This is a genomic window from Streptomyces sp. NPDC002386 (genome assembly GCF_053593175.1).
This window is the reverse complement of record NZ_JBSFBX010000006.1, coordinates 353,026-369,039: the sequence shown is the minus strand read 5'-3', so window position 1 is coordinate 369,039 and position 16,014 is coordinate 353,026. Positions and strand designations below refer to the sequence as shown.

Annotated in this window: 17 protein-coding genes; 8 read left to right on the top strand and 9 right to left on the bottom strand. The window is 71.9% G+C overall.

The annotated features are described in order from the left end of the window. Positions 1 to 64: 64 nt before the first annotated feature. The 6 genes from ACWCPN_RS15665 (at position 65) to ACWCPN_RS15640 (ending at position 5,459) form a co-directional block, all read left to right on the top strand. Positions 65 to 1,000, top strand: a complete 936-nt coding sequence (locus ACWCPN_RS15665) for a cellulose-binding protein (protein WP_451205959.1) — start codon at positions 65 to 67, stop codon at positions 998 to 1,000. A 90-nt stretch (positions 1,001 to 1,090) separates the two neighbouring features. After that, positions 1,091 to 1,354: a DUF3253 domain-containing protein gene (locus ACWCPN_RS15660; protein ID WP_451205956.1), complete on the top strand. Its 264-nt coding sequence runs from the start codon at positions 1,091 to 1,093 to the stop codon at positions 1,352 to 1,354. Positions 1,355 to 1,426: 72 nt separating this feature from the next. After that, entirely contained in the window at positions 1,427 to 2,383 is a 957-nt protein-coding gene (locus ACWCPN_RS15655) for an ABC transporter ATP-binding protein (RefSeq protein WP_392403260.1), read from the top strand. A 2-nt stretch (positions 2,384 to 2,385) separates the two neighbouring features. Continuing rightward, on the top strand, positions 2,386 to 3,159 hold the full coding sequence (locus tag ACWCPN_RS15650) for an ABC transporter permease (protein WP_199212039.1): 774 nt from the start codon (positions 2,386 to 2,388) through the stop codon (positions 3,157 to 3,159). Positions 3,160 to 3,291: 132 nt separating this feature from the next. After that, the gene (locus tag ACWCPN_RS15645; protein WP_451205953.1) at positions 3,292 to 4,587 is read left to right on the top strand and encodes an ATP-binding cassette domain-containing protein; all 1,296 of its coding nucleotides are present in this window, start codon (positions 3,292 to 3,294) and stop codon (positions 4,585 to 4,587) included. Next, positions 4,584 to 5,459, top strand: coding sequence for an ABC transporter permease (locus ACWCPN_RS15640; protein ID WP_199212038.1), 876 nt, complete (start codon positions 4,584 to 4,586; stop codon positions 5,457 to 5,459). Before ACWCPN_RS15645 ends, ACWCPN_RS15640 begins: the two co-directional genes overlap by 4 nt. Before the next feature lie 9 nt (positions 5,460 to 5,468). On the opposite strand, the gene ACWCPN_RS15635 is transcribed toward ACWCPN_RS15640, so the two are convergent. Further along, on the bottom strand, positions 5,469 to 5,801 hold the full coding sequence (locus tag ACWCPN_RS15635; RefSeq protein WP_199212037.1) for an ATP/GTP-binding protein: 333 nt from the start codon (positions 5,799 to 5,801) through the stop codon (positions 5,469 to 5,471). Between the two features lie 221 nt (positions 5,802 to 6,022). On the opposite strand from ACWCPN_RS15635, the gene ACWCPN_RS15630 reads away from it, so the two are divergent. Next, positions 6,023 to 7,051 carry an LLM class flavin-dependent oxidoreductase gene (locus tag ACWCPN_RS15630; protein WP_451205949.1) on the top strand — a complete coding sequence of 343 codons (1,029 nt, stop codon included), beginning with the start codon at positions 6,023 to 6,025 and terminating at the stop codon, positions 7,049 to 7,051. A 115-nt stretch (positions 7,052 to 7,166) separates the two neighbouring features. On the opposite strand, the gene ACWCPN_RS15625 is transcribed toward ACWCPN_RS15630, so the two are convergent. Beyond that, a complete protein-coding gene (locus tag ACWCPN_RS15625; RefSeq protein WP_199212035.1) occupies positions 7,167 to 7,559 on the bottom strand; it encodes an SCO5389 family protein in 393 nt (130 codons plus the stop codon). A gap of 298 nt (positions 7,560 to 7,857) precedes the next feature. Here ACWCPN_RS15625 and nucS point away from each other — a divergent pair, with 298 nt between their 5' ends. Next, on the top strand, positions 7,858 to 8,529 hold the full coding sequence (gene nucS / locus ACWCPN_RS15620) for an endonuclease NucS (protein WP_365119659.1): 672 nt from the start codon (positions 7,858 to 7,860) through the stop codon (positions 8,527 to 8,529). A gap of 73 nt (positions 8,530 to 8,602) precedes the next feature. On the opposite strand, the gene ACWCPN_RS15615 is transcribed toward nucS, so the two are convergent. The 7 genes from ACWCPN_RS15615 to ACWCPN_RS15585 form a co-directional block, all read right to left on the bottom strand. Further along, entirely contained in the window at positions 8,603 to 11,071 is a 2,469-nt protein-coding gene (locus tag ACWCPN_RS15615; RefSeq protein WP_451205946.1) for an ATP-binding protein, read from the bottom strand. Between the two features lie 271 nt (positions 11,072 to 11,342). Then, the gene (locus ACWCPN_RS15610) at positions 11,343 to 11,666 is read right to left on the bottom strand and encodes an STAS domain-containing protein (protein WP_451205943.1); all 324 of its coding nucleotides are present in this window, start codon (positions 11,664 to 11,666) and stop codon (positions 11,343 to 11,345) included. A gap of 202 nt (positions 11,667 to 11,868) precedes the next feature. After that, positions 11,869 to 12,717: a 3-hydroxyacyl-CoA dehydrogenase family protein gene (locus ACWCPN_RS15605; RefSeq protein WP_351672366.1), complete on the bottom strand. Its 849-nt coding sequence runs from the start codon at positions 12,715 to 12,717 to the stop codon at positions 11,869 to 11,871. A 401-nt stretch (positions 12,718 to 13,118) separates the two neighbouring features. Beyond that, positions 13,119 to 14,048, bottom strand: a complete 930-nt coding sequence (locus ACWCPN_RS15600; RefSeq protein ID WP_451205940.1) for a hypothetical protein — start codon at positions 14,046 to 14,048, stop codon at positions 13,119 to 13,121. Positions 14,049 to 14,205: 157 nt separating this feature from the next. After that, positions 14,206 to 14,739: an SMI1/KNR4 family protein gene (locus ACWCPN_RS15595; protein ID WP_451205938.1), complete on the bottom strand. Its 534-nt coding sequence runs from the start codon at positions 14,737 to 14,739 to the stop codon at positions 14,206 to 14,208. 115 nt (positions 14,740 to 14,854) lie between these two features. After that, a complete protein-coding gene (locus ACWCPN_RS15590; protein WP_199212030.1) occupies positions 14,855 to 15,256 on the bottom strand; it encodes a hypothetical protein in 402 nt (133 codons plus the stop codon). 32 nt (positions 15,257 to 15,288) lie between these two features. After that, a complete protein-coding gene (locus ACWCPN_RS15585) occupies positions 15,289 to 16,011 on the bottom strand; it encodes an Imm52 family immunity protein (RefSeq protein ID WP_451205933.1) in 723 nt (240 codons plus the stop codon). Positions 16,012 to 16,014: the final 3 nt, after the last annotated feature.

Here is a 16,014-nt window from a genome sequence, read left to right as displayed (position 1 = left end):
ACACACCGCTTCGGCGCCTAGGATTCCACCTATCACCTCACCGGTCTCATTCGACAGGAACCCCATGAGCGACACTTCCCCCTACGGCTTCGAGCTTGTGCGGCGTGGGTACGACCGCGCTCAGGTGGACGAACGCATCTCCAAGCTCGTCTCCGACCGTGACAGCGCCCTCTCCCGCATCACCGCGCTGGAGAAGCGCATCGAGGAGCTGCACCTCGAGACGCAGAACGCGCAGGCCCAGGTCACCGACGCCGAGCCGTCGTACGCGGGTCTCGGGGCGCGGGTCGAGAAGATCCTGCGCCTGGCCGAGGAAGAGGCCAAGGATCTGCGCGACGAGGCGCGGCGCGCGGCCGAGCAGCACCGCGAGCTTGCCGAGTCGGCGGCCCAGCAGGTCCGCAACGACGCCGAGTCCTTCGCCGCCGAGCGCAAGGCCAAGGCCGAGGACGAGGGCGTCCGGATCGTCGAGAAGGCCAAGGGCGAGGCCGCCCAGCTCCGCACCGACGCGCAGAAGGACGCGCAGTCCAAGCGCGAGGAGGCGGACGCCCTCTTCGAGGAGACCCGTGCCAAGGCCGCGCAGGCCGCCGCCGACTTCGAGACGAACCTGGCCAAGCGCCGCGAGCAGTCCGAGCGCGACCTGGCCTCGCGTCAGCAGAAGGCCGAGAAGCGCCTCGCGGAGATCGAGCACCGCGCCGAGCAGCTCCGTCTGGAGGCGGAGAAGCTGCGCACCGACGCCGAGCGCCGCGCCCGCCAGACGGTGGAGACGGCCCAGCGCCAGGCCGAGGACATCGTGGCCGACGCCAATGCCAAGGCCGACCGGATCCGTTCGGAATCCGAGCGCGAGCTCGCGGCTCTCACCAACCGCCGCGACTCCATCAACGCCCAGCTCACGAACGTGCGCGAGATGCTCGCCACGCTGACCGGTGCCGCGGTGGCCGCCGCCGGTTCGCCGGCCGAGGACGAGTCGATCTCCCGGGGTGTCCCGGCGCAGCAGACCCGCTAGTCGAGCGACCCGGTGAGGGGCGGTGGGACCTTGTCCCGCCGCCCCTTCCGTGTGCGCGTAGCCTGACGGAAGAGTGAGAGGGGCCGCCCCATGTCCGACACCGACAGGTCCCTGGAGGAGGCGGTCCTCGATCTGCTGGACCGCAGAGCGCCGGGCGCCTCGGTCTGTCCGTCGGACGTGGCCCGTGCGGTCCACCGGTCCGACGACGACGGCTGGCGGGAACTGATGGAGCCCGTCCGCCGGGCCGCCTCCCGGCTCGCGGCCCGGGGGCAGGTGGAGATCACCCAGCACGGCACTCGCGTCGATCCCGCGCGGGCCCGCGGCCCGATCCGGATCCGCCGGCCCTCCCGCTGACCGCGCTCACCGCCGCGGACCGAGCCGTCCTCCCGAGTGGCAGGGCCCCTGCCCCCGTCCTAGCGTGGCCGCATGATCGAGCTCGAGGGGCTGACCAAGCGGTACGGCGAGAAGGTGGCGGTGGACCACCTCACCTTCACCGTGCGCCCGGGCATCGTGACGGGTTTTCTCGGGCCCAACGGCGCCGGGAAGTCCACGACCATGCGGATGATCCTCGGGCTGGACCGGCCGACCGCCGGTGACGTGCGCATCGACGGCCGCCACTACGAGCAGCTCAGGGACCCGCTCACCTCGATCGGGGCGCTGCTCGACGCCAAGGCGGTGCACGGCGGCCGCAGCGCCCACAACCACCTGCTCTGTCTGGCGCAGAGCAACGGCATCCCGGCGCGCCGGGTGGGCGAGGTGCTCGACGCCGTCGGGCTCACCGCCGTGGCGCGGAAGAAGGCCAAGGGGTTCTCGTACGGCATGGGCCAGCGGCTCGGCATCGCGGGCGCGCTGCTCGGCGATCCGCGGATCCTGATGTTCGACGAGCCGGTCAACGGGCTCGACCCGGAGGGCATCCACTGGATCCGGAACCTGATGAAGTCGCTGGCCGCCCAGGGGCGGACGGTGTTCGTCTCCAGCCATCTGATGAGCGAGATGGCGCTGACCGCCGAGCACCTGGTGGTCATCGGACAGGGGCGGCTGCTCGCCGACACCTCCATGGCCGACTTCATCCGGCAGCACTCGCGGGCCTACGTGCGCATCCGTACGCCCCAGCGCGAGCGGCTCCTGGACGTGCTGCACGAGGGCGGGATCACCGTCGTCGAGGCGGGCGGCGGAGCGCTGGAGGTGGAGGGCGGCAAGGCGGAGCGGATCGGGGAACTGGCCGCACGCAACGGGATCGTGCTGCACGAGCTGAGCCCGCAGCACGCCTCGCTGGAGGAGGCGTTCATGCGGCTCACGGCCGAGTCGGTGGAGTACCACGCGCACACCGAACCCACCGTCCCGGTCCGCCAGGACTGGGGCGCCGGCTGGAAGGGAGCCTGAGCATGGCCGCCGCGCAGGTGATCCGGTCCGAGTGGACCAAGATCCGGTCCGTCTCGTCCACGGTGTGGACCCTCTCGCTGGCCGTCCTGGTCACGCTCGCCCTCGGGATGCTCATCTCCGCGCTGACCCGGAACCAGTTCGACAACATGCCGGTGCGCGACCGGCTCTCCTTCGACGCCACCGTGGTCAGCTTCGCGGGCATGACCCTGGGCCAGCTCGCCATGATCGTGTTCGGGGTGCTCGTCGTCTCCAACGAGTACAGCACCGGCATGATCCGGGTGTCGCTGGCCGCCGTGCCGCAGCGGGGCACCTTCCTGTTCGGCAAGATCGCCGTGGCCACCGCGCTCGCGCTGCTGGTCGGCATGGCCACCAGCTTCGCCGCGTTCTTCCTCGGGCAGGCCATGCTGGGCTCCCTGCGCACCCATCTCGGCGACCCGGGTGTGCTGCGCGCGGTGATCGGCGGCGGTCTCTACATGACGCTGATCGCGATGTTCTCCATGGGCGTCGCCACGATGCTGCGCTCGCCGCTGCTCTCGCTCGGCATCCTGATGCCGTTCTTCTTCCTCGTCTCCAACATCCTCGGCAACGTGGACGCCACCAAGAAGATCGGCCGGTTCCTGCCCGACCAGGCCGGCAGCCGGATCATGCAGGTGGTGCCGAGGATCGGTGACGACACCCCCTACGGCCCCTGGGGCGGGCTCGGGATCATGGCGCTGTGGGTGGCCGCGGCGCTCGCGGGAGGGTACGCCCTGCTGAAGCGGCGGGACGCCCAGTGAGTCGTTTCGGCCACGTTCGGTGACGCTCTGGCTTTACTTTTCCTTGGCCGGAACCGTCAGCGCCCGGATATCCTCCTAACCCTTACGGGGGCGTGTGCCCCGCTGTCCTGAACCTTTCGATGGGTGCGGAGCATGATCGAGGCTGTCGGCCTGACCAAGCGCTACGGCGACAAGACCGCCGTGTACAACCTTTCCTTCCAGGTGCGACCGGGTGCGGTGACCGGCTTCCTCGGGCCCAACGGCTCGGGCAAGTCGACCACCATGCGGATGATCCTCGGGCTGGACAATCCGACGTCCGGCGCCGTGACCATCGGCGGCTACCCCTACCGCAGGCTGCCCAACGCCCCCCGCCAGGTCGGCGCGCTGCTCGACGCCAAGGCGGTGCACGGCGGCCGGTCCGCCCGCAGCCACCTGCTCAGCCTCGCCCAGCTCTCCGGCATCCCGGCCCGCCGGGTGGACGAGGTGCTCGGGGTGGTCGGTCTCCAGGAAGTGGCGAAGAAGCGGTCGAAGGGCTTCTCGCTGGGCATGGGCCAGCGGCTCGGCATCGCCGCCGCGCTGCTCGGCGACCCCCAGGTGCTCCTCTTCGACGAGCCGGTCAACGGCCTCGACCCCGAGGGCATCCTCTGGGTACGCAACCTGATGAAGGCGCTGGCCGCCGAGGGCCGTACCGTCTTCGTCTCCTCGCACCTGATGAGCGAGATGGCGCTGACCGCCGACCATCTCATCGTCATCGGGCGCGGCCAGCTCCTCGCGGACATGAGCGTGAAGGAGTTCATCTCCGCCAACTCCGCCGACTTCGCGCGGGTCCGCACGCCCGACACCGAGCCCCAGTTGCGCGAGAAGCTGTCCTCCGCGCTCACCGAGGCGGGCGGTCATGTGCTGCCGGAGCAGGACGGCGCGCTGCGCGTGACCGGGCTGCCGCTGCCCCGCATCAGCGACCTCGCGCACGAGGCGGACGTACGGCTGTGGGAGCTGTCGCCGCACCAGGCCTCGCTGGAGGAGGCCTACATGCGGATGACGCAGGGCGCCGTCGACTACCGCTCCACCATCGACCAGAAGGCGGGGCTGCAGCAGCCGCTGCCGCCCGGCGCCCAGCCGCCCATGCCGGTTCCCGGCCAGGGCCAGCCCGGCTGGTACGCCCCGCCGCCGCCGCAGGCGGGCGGCCACCCGTTCGCGATGCAGGCGCCCCAGGGGCCGTACGGCGGTGCTCCCGCGGGCGCACCGTACGGGGCACCCGGCGCGGGCGCCCCCAACCCGTACGCCGCCCCCGCCGCACAGGCGCCCCAGGCTCCGCCGGTCCCGCAGGCACAGCCGGCGCCGCAGGCACAGCCCCCGGCGGCCGCTCCCCCGGCCCCGGCCGACCGACCGTCCCAGTCCGCACCCGCGGCCCCGGCCGCCGACCCGACCCAGCCCGAGGACGCCCGATGAGCACCCACCAGCCCCCGATGCCGCAGGCCCCGGCCGCCGCGCCCGAATGGCAGGCGGCGCCCGGCGGGAACCTCCCCGGCTACAACTCGCCGATCCCCGTCGTGCGCACCCACCTCGGGCACGCGCTGGCGTCCGAGTGGACCAAGATCAAGTCGGTGCGCTCGACGATGTGGACGCTCGGCGTCTTCGTCCTGCTGGTCGTCGGCATCGGCCTGCTCGCCGGTGTGGCGGTCCGGGGCTCCGGCGACCTCAGCGGCCAGAGCCCGCTGACCCTCGGCTTCTTCGGCCTGCTGATCGGCATGATGTGCATCATCACGCTCGGCGTGCTGACCACGGCCTCCGAGTACGGCACGGGCATGATCCGTACGACGATGACCGCCTGCCCGAGCCGGGGCCGGGTGCTGGCCGCCAAGGCGATCGTCTTCTTCGCGCTCGCCTTCGTGGTGACGCTGGCGGTGGTGTCCTTCGTGGCGATGCTCCAGGCCTCCATGCTGGACGGCCAGGGCGCGAAGAGCCCGACCACCGGGGAATGGCTGAAGGCCACGCTCGGCATCAGCCTCTACATCGCACTGCTCGGACTGCTGTCGCTGCTCGTCGGCTCGATGATCCGGCACTCGGCGGGCGCCATCACCATCATGATCGGCGCCGTGCTCGCGCCGCTGGTGATCGCGCTCTTCATGAACGCGTCGTCGCTGGAGAAGGTTCAGACGGCGCTGCTGGAGTACTCGATCCCGAGCCAGATGGGCGTGTTCTACGACAACACCCTCAGCCACTCCGGCCCGTCGGGCTGGGACCCGCTGTGGATCATGCTGGGCGTGACCGCCGCGGCCTACGCGGGCGCCTACGCCCTGCTCCAGAGCCGGGACGTCTGAGTCCCGGGGTCAGAACCTCGGCGCGTTACGGGACCGCTGCACCCTCGTGGTGCGGCGGTCCTTCGCGTTCCAGCACGCCTTGTGCCAGTGCCGGCGGTCGTCCACGCCGGCGTGCTCGGGCCAGGCCACCACGTGCGGGACGGCGGAGGGGATGAGCTGGTCGCAGCCCGGGCAGCGGTAGGTCTTGCCCTCGGCGCTCGCCCCCGCGACGTGGCGCACGCTCCACTCCTCGCCCCGCCAGCTCTCCGCGGACTGCCAGCCGCCGTACCGGCCGTCCTGATCGTCCTCGGCGCTCCGGCCGGACGATCCGGCTGCCTTCGGTCGGTTGCGACGCGGGGACACGGGACACCTCTCGGAGCTATACAGGAAGCACGGGCCGCATCCAGCGTACGCGGCGCCGGTACGGGTACGCGTAGCACTCCGAACCGCACAAGTACCCCTGCCAAGGCGCGCATTCTGCAGACAATCCGCAAATCTCCCCGCCAGGCCGTGTCCTCGGCACGTGTCAGACGGTTATGCCGGGTGGGGGAGCTCCGGTCGGAGCCAAGGAAGCAGGAAGAGCGATGCGCGTAGGAAGCTTTGTGCTGGCGGCCCAGTTCCCGGGTCAGGGCCCCGGGGAGGCACTGCACCGGGCGGTCCGCTCGGCGGAGGTCGCCGAACAGGCCGGGCTGGACACAGTGTGGCTGGCCGAGCACCACTTCGTGCCGTACGGCACATGTCCGTCCGCGGTCACCCTGGCCGCCTTGCTGCTCGGCCGCACCGAGCGCGTCCGGGTCGGCACCGCGGTCAGTGTGCTGCCCACCGCCCACCCGGTCGCCCTCGGCGAACAGGCCGCGCTGCTGCACCTGACGAGCGGCGGGCGGTTCACGCTGGGCGTGGGGCGCGGCGGGCCGTGGGTGGACCTGGAGGTGTTCGGCGCGGGCCTGGAGGCGTACGAGCGGGGGTTCCCGGAATCACTCGATCTGCTGGTGCGCTGGCTGCGCGAACCGTCCGTCGCGGCTTCGGGTGAACGCTTCTCCTTCCGGGAGGTGCCCGTCGTGCCCCGCCCCTCGGAGGCGCTGACGGAGACGCCGGGACCGGAGGTGGTCGTCGCCTGCACCTCACCGGCCACGGTCCGGCTGGCGGCCGAGCGCGGACTGCCGATGCTGCTCGGGATGCACATCGGTGACGAGGAAAAGGCCGAGATGGTCGCCCTGTGGCGGCGGTCCGCGCGGGCTGCCGGCCGGCCGGCCGAGGAGATCGCGGGCGCGGCCCATGTCTCGGCGGGCGTCTGCCAGCTCGCGGACCGGCGCACCGACGCGGTGGAGACCCTGCTGAAGGCGATGCCGGGCTGGCTGAAACAGGGCCTCGACGCCCATGTGACGGTGGACGGCCGGGCGCGCGCGATGCGCGACCCGTTCGCCTACACCGAACTGCTCTGCGGGCTGCACCCGGTGGGCACCCCGCGGCTGGCCGCCGACCGGCTCGCGGCCACCTCGGAACGCACCGGGATCTCCCGGTTCGCCCTGCTTGTCGAGGGGTCGGGCGACCTCGCGGCGACGGAGGAGAACGTGCGGCGGCTGGGCGCCGAGGTGCTGCCCCAGCTGCGCTGACGGGCCGCCGGATCCCCGGCGCCCAGGGGTGCTTGCCGCCCCAGTACGTATGCACCTCCCCCGGGCGGAGCGGCAAGCGAGCGGCTCACTGTGTCAGCAGCCGGGTGTCCGCGCGTCAGCAGTCCCGGAGTTCCGGCGACTGGTTCAGCAACTGGTTGCGCATCGAGGTGAAGCGGGCCAGCGTCTCGTCCACCGAGTCGTCCAGCGGGAACACCGCGACCCGGTGGCAGTTCTGGAAGGCGAGCCGTACACCGAAGTGCCGCTGCAGCGCACCGCGTATGGCGTCACTCGCCAGCGCACGCAGCAGCTGACCACGTGCCTGCTCGTCCGGCGGGGGCGTCTGGTTGTCGGCGAAGGGTCCGCCGTCCACCTTCAGCTGGGCCACCAGGGAGCTGATCATCTCCCACGCATAAGGCAGGGAGGTCCGGACGCAGTCGACGAATGCTGCTTCGTCGACCTCGCCTCGCTCGGCCTGTTCGAGTAGGGCCGGTGAGACGTCGAGCGACATGGGTTCTCCTCTCGCACCCCCGACGAGCAGGGGTTGCCGGACAGACAGGGGAGTTCGCGATACCGAACACGCTGGGTACACGGACCGCGACCTCCCGTTCTCTACGGTAGGCAACGGTCGGTGACCACACCAGCAGATTGCGTATATGGAACGGTCCCTTTGGGCACACAATCGGCCAGAGTTGAACAGGAGTTTCCAGGGATAAAAGGGGTGGTTTCCCTGGTGCGCGGTGCCGGTGGGGCCGGCGGCGGGAGGGCGAATCGCGTGCACCACCGGGTGTCGAGTAGCGTTGCCGACCATGCGTCTCGTCATTGCCCGATGCTCGGTCGACTACGCCGGCCGGCTCACCGCCCACCTGCCCTCGGCGCCCCGCCTGATCCTGGTCAAGGCGGACGGCAGCGTCTCCATCCACGCGGACGACCGGGCGTACAAGCCCCTCAACTGGATGTCCCCGCCCTGCACGCTCAAGGAGGGCGCGGACGCGGACGCCGGTGTCTGGACGGTGATCAACAAAGCGGGCGAGAAACTGATCATCACGATGGAGGAGATCCTCCACGACTCCTCGCACGAACTCGGTGTGGACCCCGGTCTGATCAAGGACGGCGTCGAGGCGCACCTGCAGGAACTGCTCGCCGACCGCATCGAGACGCTCGGCGAGGGCTACACCCTCATCCGCCGCGAGTACATGACCGCGATCGGCCCGGTGGACATCCTCTGCCGGGACGCGGACGGCGGGACCGTCGCCGTCGAGATCAAGCGGCGCGGCGAGATCGACGGCGTCGAGCAGCTCACCCGCTACCTCGAACTGCTGAACCGCGACCCTCATCTGGCGCCGGTCCGCGGTGTCTTCGCCGCCCAGGAGATCAAGCCGCAGGCCCGGGTCCTCGCCACGGACCGCGGCATCAACTGCCAGATCCTGGACTACAACGCCATGCGCGGCATCGAGGACGACAAGCTGCGGCTGTTCTGAGCCGCGGCGACACCGACACGGCCGAGGGCCGGTTCCCCGGGGGAACCGGCCCTCGCGCGTCGGGCGGGCGGGGTCACGCCACCACGTCCGGGCCGCCGGCCGCCGGCGCGCTCGCCACGCCGCTCGACGCCGTCGGGGCTCCGGACGCCGGGCCGCTCGCCGAGGTGGACGTCCCCGGCGACGAGGACGGGCTGGCGGACGGGGACGGGGACCCCGGCGCGCTGGAGCTGGCCGGCGGGCTGCTCGACGGAGTGGACCTGGTCGGCGTGGGCGTCGGCGAGCCCGGCCGGTGGGTGCTCCTGGTCGGCGTCGGCGTCGTACCCCCGCCGTCCGTGCCCTTCGTGGCGCTCGGACGGGACGACGGGCCGGAGCTCTCCGCGGGCGGGGCCGGGTCGTCCGAGGTGCCGTAGGTGCCGTCGGGGCCGGGGTTGGTCGGGCTGCTGGAGACCGTTCCGGGGCCCGCGTCCCCGTCGTGGTCCTTCTTCGGGCCGGAGCCGGGGTCGCCGTCCTCGACGCCCTGGCTCACCGACGGGTTGACGTCGACCGTGCCGGCCGGGTTCCGGTCGGCGTTCTGCTCGGAGGTCATGCCGAGGGTGACGACCGTGCCGAGCACGGCGACGAGCAGCGCACCGGAACCGGCCGCGACCAGGTTGCGGCGGGCCAGCCGGCGGATGCCGCCGCCGGTCGCGGCGGCCGGGGCCTGACGGGTGATCAGGGGTTCGGCGGCCGGGCCGAACGGCGCCGTACGGGCGGCCGGCACTCCGCCGGGCGGTGCGGCGGACTCCTCGTGGCGGGCGTCCGGCACCTCCTCGCCGGCCATCGCCGCCGTCCCGGGCGCCTCTCCGGAGAGGTCGGCGACCAGCGCCAGCGCGCGGCGCCCGGCGACGGCGCCCCGCTTGTCGGCCAGCGCCCCGCGCAGGCCGCCGGAGGCCTCAAGTTCGGCACGGGCCCGGTCGAGCTGCCCGCAGCAGAGTGCGAGGACGCCCAACTCATGGTGGAAGTAGACCTGTTCGGGGACATCGCCGGAGAGCCGGGAGGCCTCGGTGCCGGAGCGCAGCGAGCGCTCCCAGGCGCTCCAGTGCAGCCCGGCGGCGAAGGCGGGCGCGGCGGTGCGGGCGAGCCGCACCGCGACGCTCTCCTCACCCTCGGCGGCGGGTTCGGTGGCCGGCACCACCACGGTGAGCGCGGCGAGCACCGCGTCGGCCTCGGCGCACACCCGCTCGGGGGTGACCGAGGGGTGACCGGCCCACCAGGCGTAGTGCTCGGCGGCCGTGCGGGCCTCGGCGCGGGCGTCGGCGTCGTAACCGGCGGCCTCCAGCTGGGCCTGCACACCGGCCGCCAGCCGGTAGCGGGAGCCGACCGCCGAGACGAGTCCGCAGCTCGCGAGTTCACCGAGCGCGGCGTCCGCGTGGGTGTCGCCGACCAGGGCGGGCAGATGCGCCTGGTGCGGCACCTCGCCGCCGAGCGCCACCGCGAGGCGGAGGGTGGCGCGGGCGGAGGCGCTCAGCCGGGCGGCGAGCAGCGGGGCGGGCGCGGCGGCCTCGCCGAGGGACGGCAGGGCCACCTGATCGCCCTCGTCGGCGTCGAACTCCTGCTCGGCCTGGGGCCGCAGGTCCTCGAAGACGCCGTACTCGTCGACCGCCCCGGTGCTGGCGCGAAGCTGGTCGCGCTGCCGGAGCAGGGCGCCGGCCTGCACGAAGCGCAGCGGCAGACCTTCGGACTCGAACCAGAGGTCGCCGGCCCAGTTGGCCTCCTCCTCGGTGAGGACACGGCCGACGGCCCGCTCCAGGATCTCCACGCCGGCCGCGCGGTCGAGACCGCCGAGGAAGACCTCCTCGACCTCGGAGCCGGCGGCGGGCCCGGGCACGTCCGGGGTGGCGGCGAACAGGAAGGCGCACTCGGGGGTGGCGTCGAGCAGCTCGTCCAGGGCGGCGCCGCCGAACTCCAGGTCGTCCACGACGACGACCGCGCCGACCTCCCCGACGAGGGCGACCAGTTCGTCCTGTCCGGGGCGGTACGCCGGGGCGTCGTGGACGGCGTGGAACAGGTCGTGCAGGAGGTCGGCGGCGGTGCGGTGGAAGCCGGTGAGCCGGACGACGCCGTCGGGCGCGAGGTCCACGCAGTCCTCGGCGACGAGGTCGAGCAGGGCGGTGCGGCCGGAGCCGCCGGGGCCGGTGAGCCGCACCGAGCGGCCCCGGGCCAGCAGCCGGACCAGGCGTTCGCGTTCGTCCTGACGCTCCAGCAGGGAGAGCGTGGGCAGGGCCGGGCCGGGCGGCACGGGCGGCCGGGCGGCGCGCTCGGTCTCGGCGCGCTCGGCGGGTGTGCGCTTGCGGGGCCGCTCGGGCCTCTGGTGCGGCGGGCAGGGTTCTATCTCGCTGCCGTCCACCGGGTTGACGGTGAGCAGGAAGTCGCCGGAGACGACCTGTGCCGTACGGGCGACCGCGGGCGCGCTCTGGCCGAAGTCGGAGGTGAGGGATTCCCGGGGCGGGCGGCGGCTGAGAGCCTGACCGTGCTCCTCGGGTCCCGGAGTGATCGGGTCCATGGGTTCAAGCCCCCCAAAAGCGTCGTGTGCCCTCAAGTACCGGCCCCTCCCGGCCTGCTGCACACCACGTCGTCGCTTCTGGTCCGGGCCCGCTCGAGGGTTGCTTCAGGCAGCGGGCGACCGAACCCTAAACCTTCGCACAGTATCCATGACAGGGCGGGGTGCCGCGCGGCCCGAGACGTCACGGTCCGGTGAGGATTGCCCTCGTCGCGCGGTACGGGGCCTGCGCCCGGGTCTCTCCCGTCGCCCCGCTCATCCCTGGTCCGGTGCGTTACACCCGCGGCAGGGACTCGACCCCGATGCCGCCCTCGATGGCGAGGATGCGGTGCAGCCGGGTGGCGACCAGCAGCCGCTGCATCTGCGCCGGGACCTCGCGGAGCACCAGGCGGCGGCCGCAGCGGCCGGCCCGCCGGTGGGCACCCATGATCACCCCGAGACCGGTGGCGTCCCAGGAGTCCAGCTCGGACAGGTCGAGCACCAGGTCGCCGACTCCTCCGTCGACGGCCGAGTGCAGGGCCGTACGGGCGTCCGCCGCGCTGCGGACGTCGAGGCGGCCCCCGACGACCAGCTCGGCGTGGTCGCCCCTGATGTACATATGCGCTCCCCGTTGAGTGCGGTGTGGCCTACTCCGTGACGGTGTTGATGCTGTGACGGTGCGAATGCTGTGCAACGTCTGACTGCCTGAGTGGCGATGCGGTTGCTGCTTGTAAGCGAACCGATACCGAATTCACCCCCGGGAGTGATTACTCCCGGGGAGCGCTTTCGGAGTCGTACGGATCTGTGTGGATACGGACGGATCAGTACTTGTAGAAGCCCTGCCCGCTCTTGCGGCCGATGTCACCGGCGTCCACCATCCGGCGCATCAGCTCCGGCGGGGCGAACTTCTCGTCCTGCGACTCGGTGTAGATGTTGCCGGTGGCGTGCAGCAGGATGTCCACGCCGGTCAGGTCCGCGGTGGCCAGCGGGCCCATGGCGTGACCGAAGCCCAGCTTGCAGGCGAGGTCGATGTCCTCGGCCGTGGCCACGCCGGACTCGTACAGCTTGGTCGCCTCGACCACGAGGGCCGAGATGAGGCGGGTGGTGACGAAGCCGGCCACGTCCCGGTTGACGACGATGCAGGTCTTGCCGACCGACTCGGCGAACTCCCGCGCGGTGGCGAGGGTTTCGTCGCTGGTCTTGTAACCGCGGACCAGCTCGACGAGCTGCATCATCGGCACCGGCGAGAAGAAGTGCACACCGACGACCCGCTCGGGGTGCTCGGTGGCCGCCGCGATCTTGGTGATCGGGATGGCGGAGGTGTTGGAGGCGAGCACGGCGTCCGGCCGCACGATCTTGTCGAGCGCGCGGAAGATCTCGTGTTTCACCTCGAGCTTCTCGAAGACGGCCTCGACGACGATGTCGGCGTCGGCGGCGGCGTCCAGGTCGGTGGTCGCGGTGATGCGGCCGAGGGCGGTGTCGGCGTCGTGCGCCTCCAGCCTGCCCTTGCTCACGAACTTGTCGTACGAGGCCTTGATGCCGTCGGTGCCACGCTTGAGGGCCTCGTCGGTGACGTCCCGCAGGACGACGTCCCAGCCCGCCTGCGCGGCGACCTGAGCGATGCCGGACCCCATGAGGCCGGCCCCGATGACGGCGAGCTTCCGTGCCACTGTGCGACTCCCCTGATACGCGCTGTCGTCAGGCCCTGGCGTCGCCTTCCCCTGGTCTGCTCGCTGGTTCGATCCCGGCGTCCTGGGGCAGTTGCTTCACCGGACGCCGCCGGGCAGGCGAAAAGGTCACGCCGGGGCCTATCTCTCGGCCGGACACTAGCGCCCGTGAGGGGCACAGCGGCGGAGTTAGTAACGCGTTTCACGTCTCACGGGGTGAGATGCCGGTCACGTCCGCCGCCCGCCGCGCGGCCCGCCCGTCGGTGTCGATGCCGGTACCGCCTCCCGCGCCGGGCCGTCACCCGACCGGGGAGCCGACGGAAGAGGTGCCGAGGCGGGCGGCAACTGCGGTACGCACACGGGGCCTTACCAGTGGAGCCGTCCGGACCGGCCGGCGGCCGTCGTCACATCGCGTCGGCGGGCAGGGTCACGCGTCCGGTGAACACACCCCGGTTGTCGGCCCGTACCTCCTGGCTCACCGTGATGTCGCCGCCCTGGAACGGGACGAGGAAGGTGAACGCGTAACGGTGTGACGCGAGCCGGTACCCGTGCGCCGCGTCCAGGTCCCACGTCTCGGTGAAGCCCTTGAGCGTGACCTGGCCGTCGGCCGCCGTCACCCCGGCCTTCCGCAGCTGAGCCAGGGCGGGCTCCACCTCCCGCACCGCGCGCTTCAGCGCGGGACGGCCGCGGGCGGCGGACAACTGCCAGCCGGACGCCTCGACCCGGAGCCGCACGAGAGCGCCGTCCGCCCCCGTGCGGCGGTTCACCTTCGCGCTCTTGGCGTACGCCTCGAACGCGTCCAGCTCCGCGAGGGGATCCTCGACGTCGTTGGCGATGCCGGGGTCGGACAGCGGCCCCTTCTTCCAGGCGCCGGCGCCGTCCTTGACGTAACCCGTGCCGCCGACGACGTACACCACCTCGGACTTGCGCTCCCCCTTGCCGGTGGTGACCGTGCCGGTCTGCTGGAGCGCCTCGGGGCCGGTGGTGCGGTGCACCGTGGCGGTGTACGTGGCGCCGGACGGCGCCTGTCCCCGCATGACGGCGGACTCACTGCCGCGCAGGACGAACGTCCACCCCCGCTCTTCCTTCATGGCCCGCCGGGCACGGGCGACGAACTGCGCGGCGGTTCTCGGCTCCGGCGCGGCGCTCTCCGCGGAACGGGGCGTACCGGCCGGCCCGGATCCGGCCCGCGCGGTCCTCGGGGCATGCTGCTTCCGCGCCGGCTTCGACTCGCCTCCGAGCGGGGAGCAGCCGGTCACGGCCACGGCGGCCACGACCAGGGAGACGCCGAGGACACGGTGTCCACTGCGGCGGGGACGTATTCCGGACAGCACGAATGGACCCTTCGGCAGGGCGGGAGGTCTTTGGGCGGCCCGTTCATACAGCAGCCGCCGACGCGGTTGCCAACGCCCGGGCGAACCGGGGCGAACCGTCGCCCCCGGGGGCCCGGGGACGACGGTTTCCCGCGTGTGGCCGGGGCTCGGGCGACCGTCAGTCGCTCAGGCCCAGCACCTCCGGGTGGTCGCCGGGGAAGTTCCGGGGCATGCCCGGAACATCGATGGTGCGCCCGTACACGCCGGCCAGGAACTCGACGGCGCCGAGCGGGAACTCGGCCCAGTCGGCGTTGTCCGTGCGGACGACCACCGGCCACGCGTCCGGGTCCGCGGGGCTCGTCCTCCAGTAGAAGTCGTCGCCGGAGTTGGACGACGCCCAGCCCATGAGGCCTCCCGGCTGCGGGAAGGGGACGTAGTCCTCGGTGTCGCCCATCTCGTGGAGGTCCTGGAGGATCTCGTCGTCCCGGGACGCGGAAGCCCACGACACCTCACCCCCGGGCCGGGGAAGGGACACCATCAGGAAGTCGTCGACGACCAGCACGGGATACGCCTCCGCCAGCGAGCGGAAGTCCGAGGGCAGCGCCGTGCCGAGGGCCGCCTCCAGGACGGCCCAGTCCACGCCGCGTCCGCCGGGCACACGCCACCGCGTCATCGCGGGCAGCGCGGCCTCCAGGTCTTCGAGCCTCGACATGCCGCTCACCGGTGCGGGATGTCCGTCAGCGACGGACACCGCGCGGCCGGACCCACCGGGCGCGCCGCCCCGAGCGGCCCCGCTTCGTCTGCCGGGGTCGAGTGTCGACCGCGGATCACGCGCAGGCCACGCGGTAGAAGGAGTGCAAGGAGTCTTCGCCGGCGAAACAGTCGAATCCCTTCGCCAGCGGATTCCACAGGCTTCCGTCCGCCGCCGCGACACCGAAGGCATGACCGAACCGTTCGCGCGACCGGTCGTCGAAGTCGACCCAGCGCATGTCCGCCTGCACCACCATGACCTGCCCCAGGTAGGCACCGAAACCGAAAAGCGTTCCGCCGACGGCTTCGATCGGAGCGCCTTCGGCACGGATGCCGTGTATCAACTCGTCGGCCACCACGAGGCTCTGCACCGAGTAGTCCAGTTCGGCCCCGGAGATGTCCCTGGCCGCCCCCACGATGTCCGCTGCGAATTCGGGTCCGTTAGCCGCGAGAGGCGGGTATTTCAGCTTGAACTTCATCGAGACTCCCCTTTCACCGGTCCCGGATCCGGTCACAGTCGGCTGCGGTCCGTGGGGACCGGTTCGAACGCCGGCGTGGATCGCAGGGCGTTGTCGATCTGCGCGACGCGGTCCTGGCCGATGAACTCACTTCCCGTACCGGCCCCGATGAGGATGCCTCCGTCGGCGGTGGCCACGGACGGAGCCACGATGTCCGCCGGCACACCCTCCCTGCGCCCCGACGACAGATACGTCACGAACCCGGCGCGCGGAGTCCTGCTCTTGACCTGCACCTTGTCACGGATCGCGTCCCACAGGTCGTGCGAGGTGAGATCCGCCCAATCGGGCTCCCACTCCTCGACCAGGACCGCGAAGCACTCACGCGCGAGCTCCGCGTGGGCCTGCGCCGTGACACCGGAGGGCACATCGATCTTGAGGACGGCATTGTTCTTGAGTGTCCGCAGTTCGGAATACCCGCCGGCACTCGCGCTGAATGTCAGCTTCGTCCCGCCCGCACCCTCGGCCGACGCCACCAGCACCACACCCAACCGGCCCTCGTCGTCCGCGAGTCCGGCGAACCGCTGCCCGACGAAGGCTCTGGCCCCTTCCTGGCTCGCGAGCGCGACCGCGGCATCCTGCGCATCGAGCCAATGCACGATCCCACCCGGGATCAATTCGCCCAATCGCCTACAGAATGCAGAAAGACGTTCAGCGAGGTCATCACTCTTTTCCTGCCTCGGACCCCAGAAACCGCGCATCATCAGCTGTTCAGCCATGGC

Coding starts and splice junctions, on each gene's coding strand:
- ACWCPN_RS15650 (WP_199212039.1), top strand. CDS start 2,386: ATGGCCGCCGCGCAGGTGATCCGGTCCGAGTGGACCAAGATCCGGTCC.
- ACWCPN_RS15645 (WP_451205953.1), top strand. CDS start 3,292: ATGATCGAGGCTGTCGGCCTGACCAAGCGCTACGGCGACAAGACCGCC.
- ACWCPN_RS15660 (WP_451205956.1), top strand. CDS start 1,091: ATGTCCGACACCGACAGGTCCCTGGAGGAGGCGGTCCTCGATCTGCTG.
- ACWCPN_RS15590 (WP_199212030.1), bottom strand. CDS start 15,256: ATGAAGTTCAAGCTGAAATACCCGCCTCTCGCGGCTAACGGACCCGAA.
- ACWCPN_RS15655 (WP_392403260.1), top strand. CDS start 1,427: ATGATCGAGCTCGAGGGGCTGACCAAGCGGTACGGCGAGAAGGTGGCG.
- ACWCPN_RS15610 (WP_451205943.1), bottom strand. CDS start 11,666: ATGTACATCAGGGGCGACCACGCCGAGCTGGTCGTCGGGGGCCGCCTC.
- ACWCPN_RS15665 (WP_451205959.1), top strand. CDS start 65: ATGAGCGACACTTCCCCCTACGGCTTCGAGCTTGTGCGGCGTGGGTAC.
- ACWCPN_RS15640 (WP_199212038.1), top strand. CDS start 4,584: ATGAGCACCCACCAGCCCCCGATGCCGCAGGCCCCGGCCGCCGCGCCC.
- ACWCPN_RS15585 (WP_451205933.1), bottom strand. CDS start 16,011: ATGGCTGAACAGCTGATGATGCGCGGTTTCTGGGGTCCGAGGCAGGAA.
- nucS (WP_365119659.1), top strand. CDS start 7,858: ATGCGTCTCGTCATTGCCCGATGCTCGGTCGACTACGCCGGCCGGCTC.
- ACWCPN_RS15630 (WP_451205949.1), top strand. CDS start 6,023: ATGCGCGTAGGAAGCTTTGTGCTGGCGGCCCAGTTCCCGGGTCAGGGC.
- ACWCPN_RS15625 (WP_199212035.1), bottom strand. CDS start 7,559: ATGTCGCTCGACGTCTCACCGGCCCTACTCGAACAGGCCGAGCGAGGC.
- ACWCPN_RS15595 (WP_451205938.1), bottom strand. CDS start 14,739: ATGTCGAGGCTCGAAGACCTGGAGGCCGCGCTGCCCGCGATGACGCGG.
- ACWCPN_RS15615 (WP_451205946.1), bottom strand. CDS start 11,071: ATGGACCCGATCACTCCGGGACCCGAGGAGCACGGTCAGGCTCTCAGC.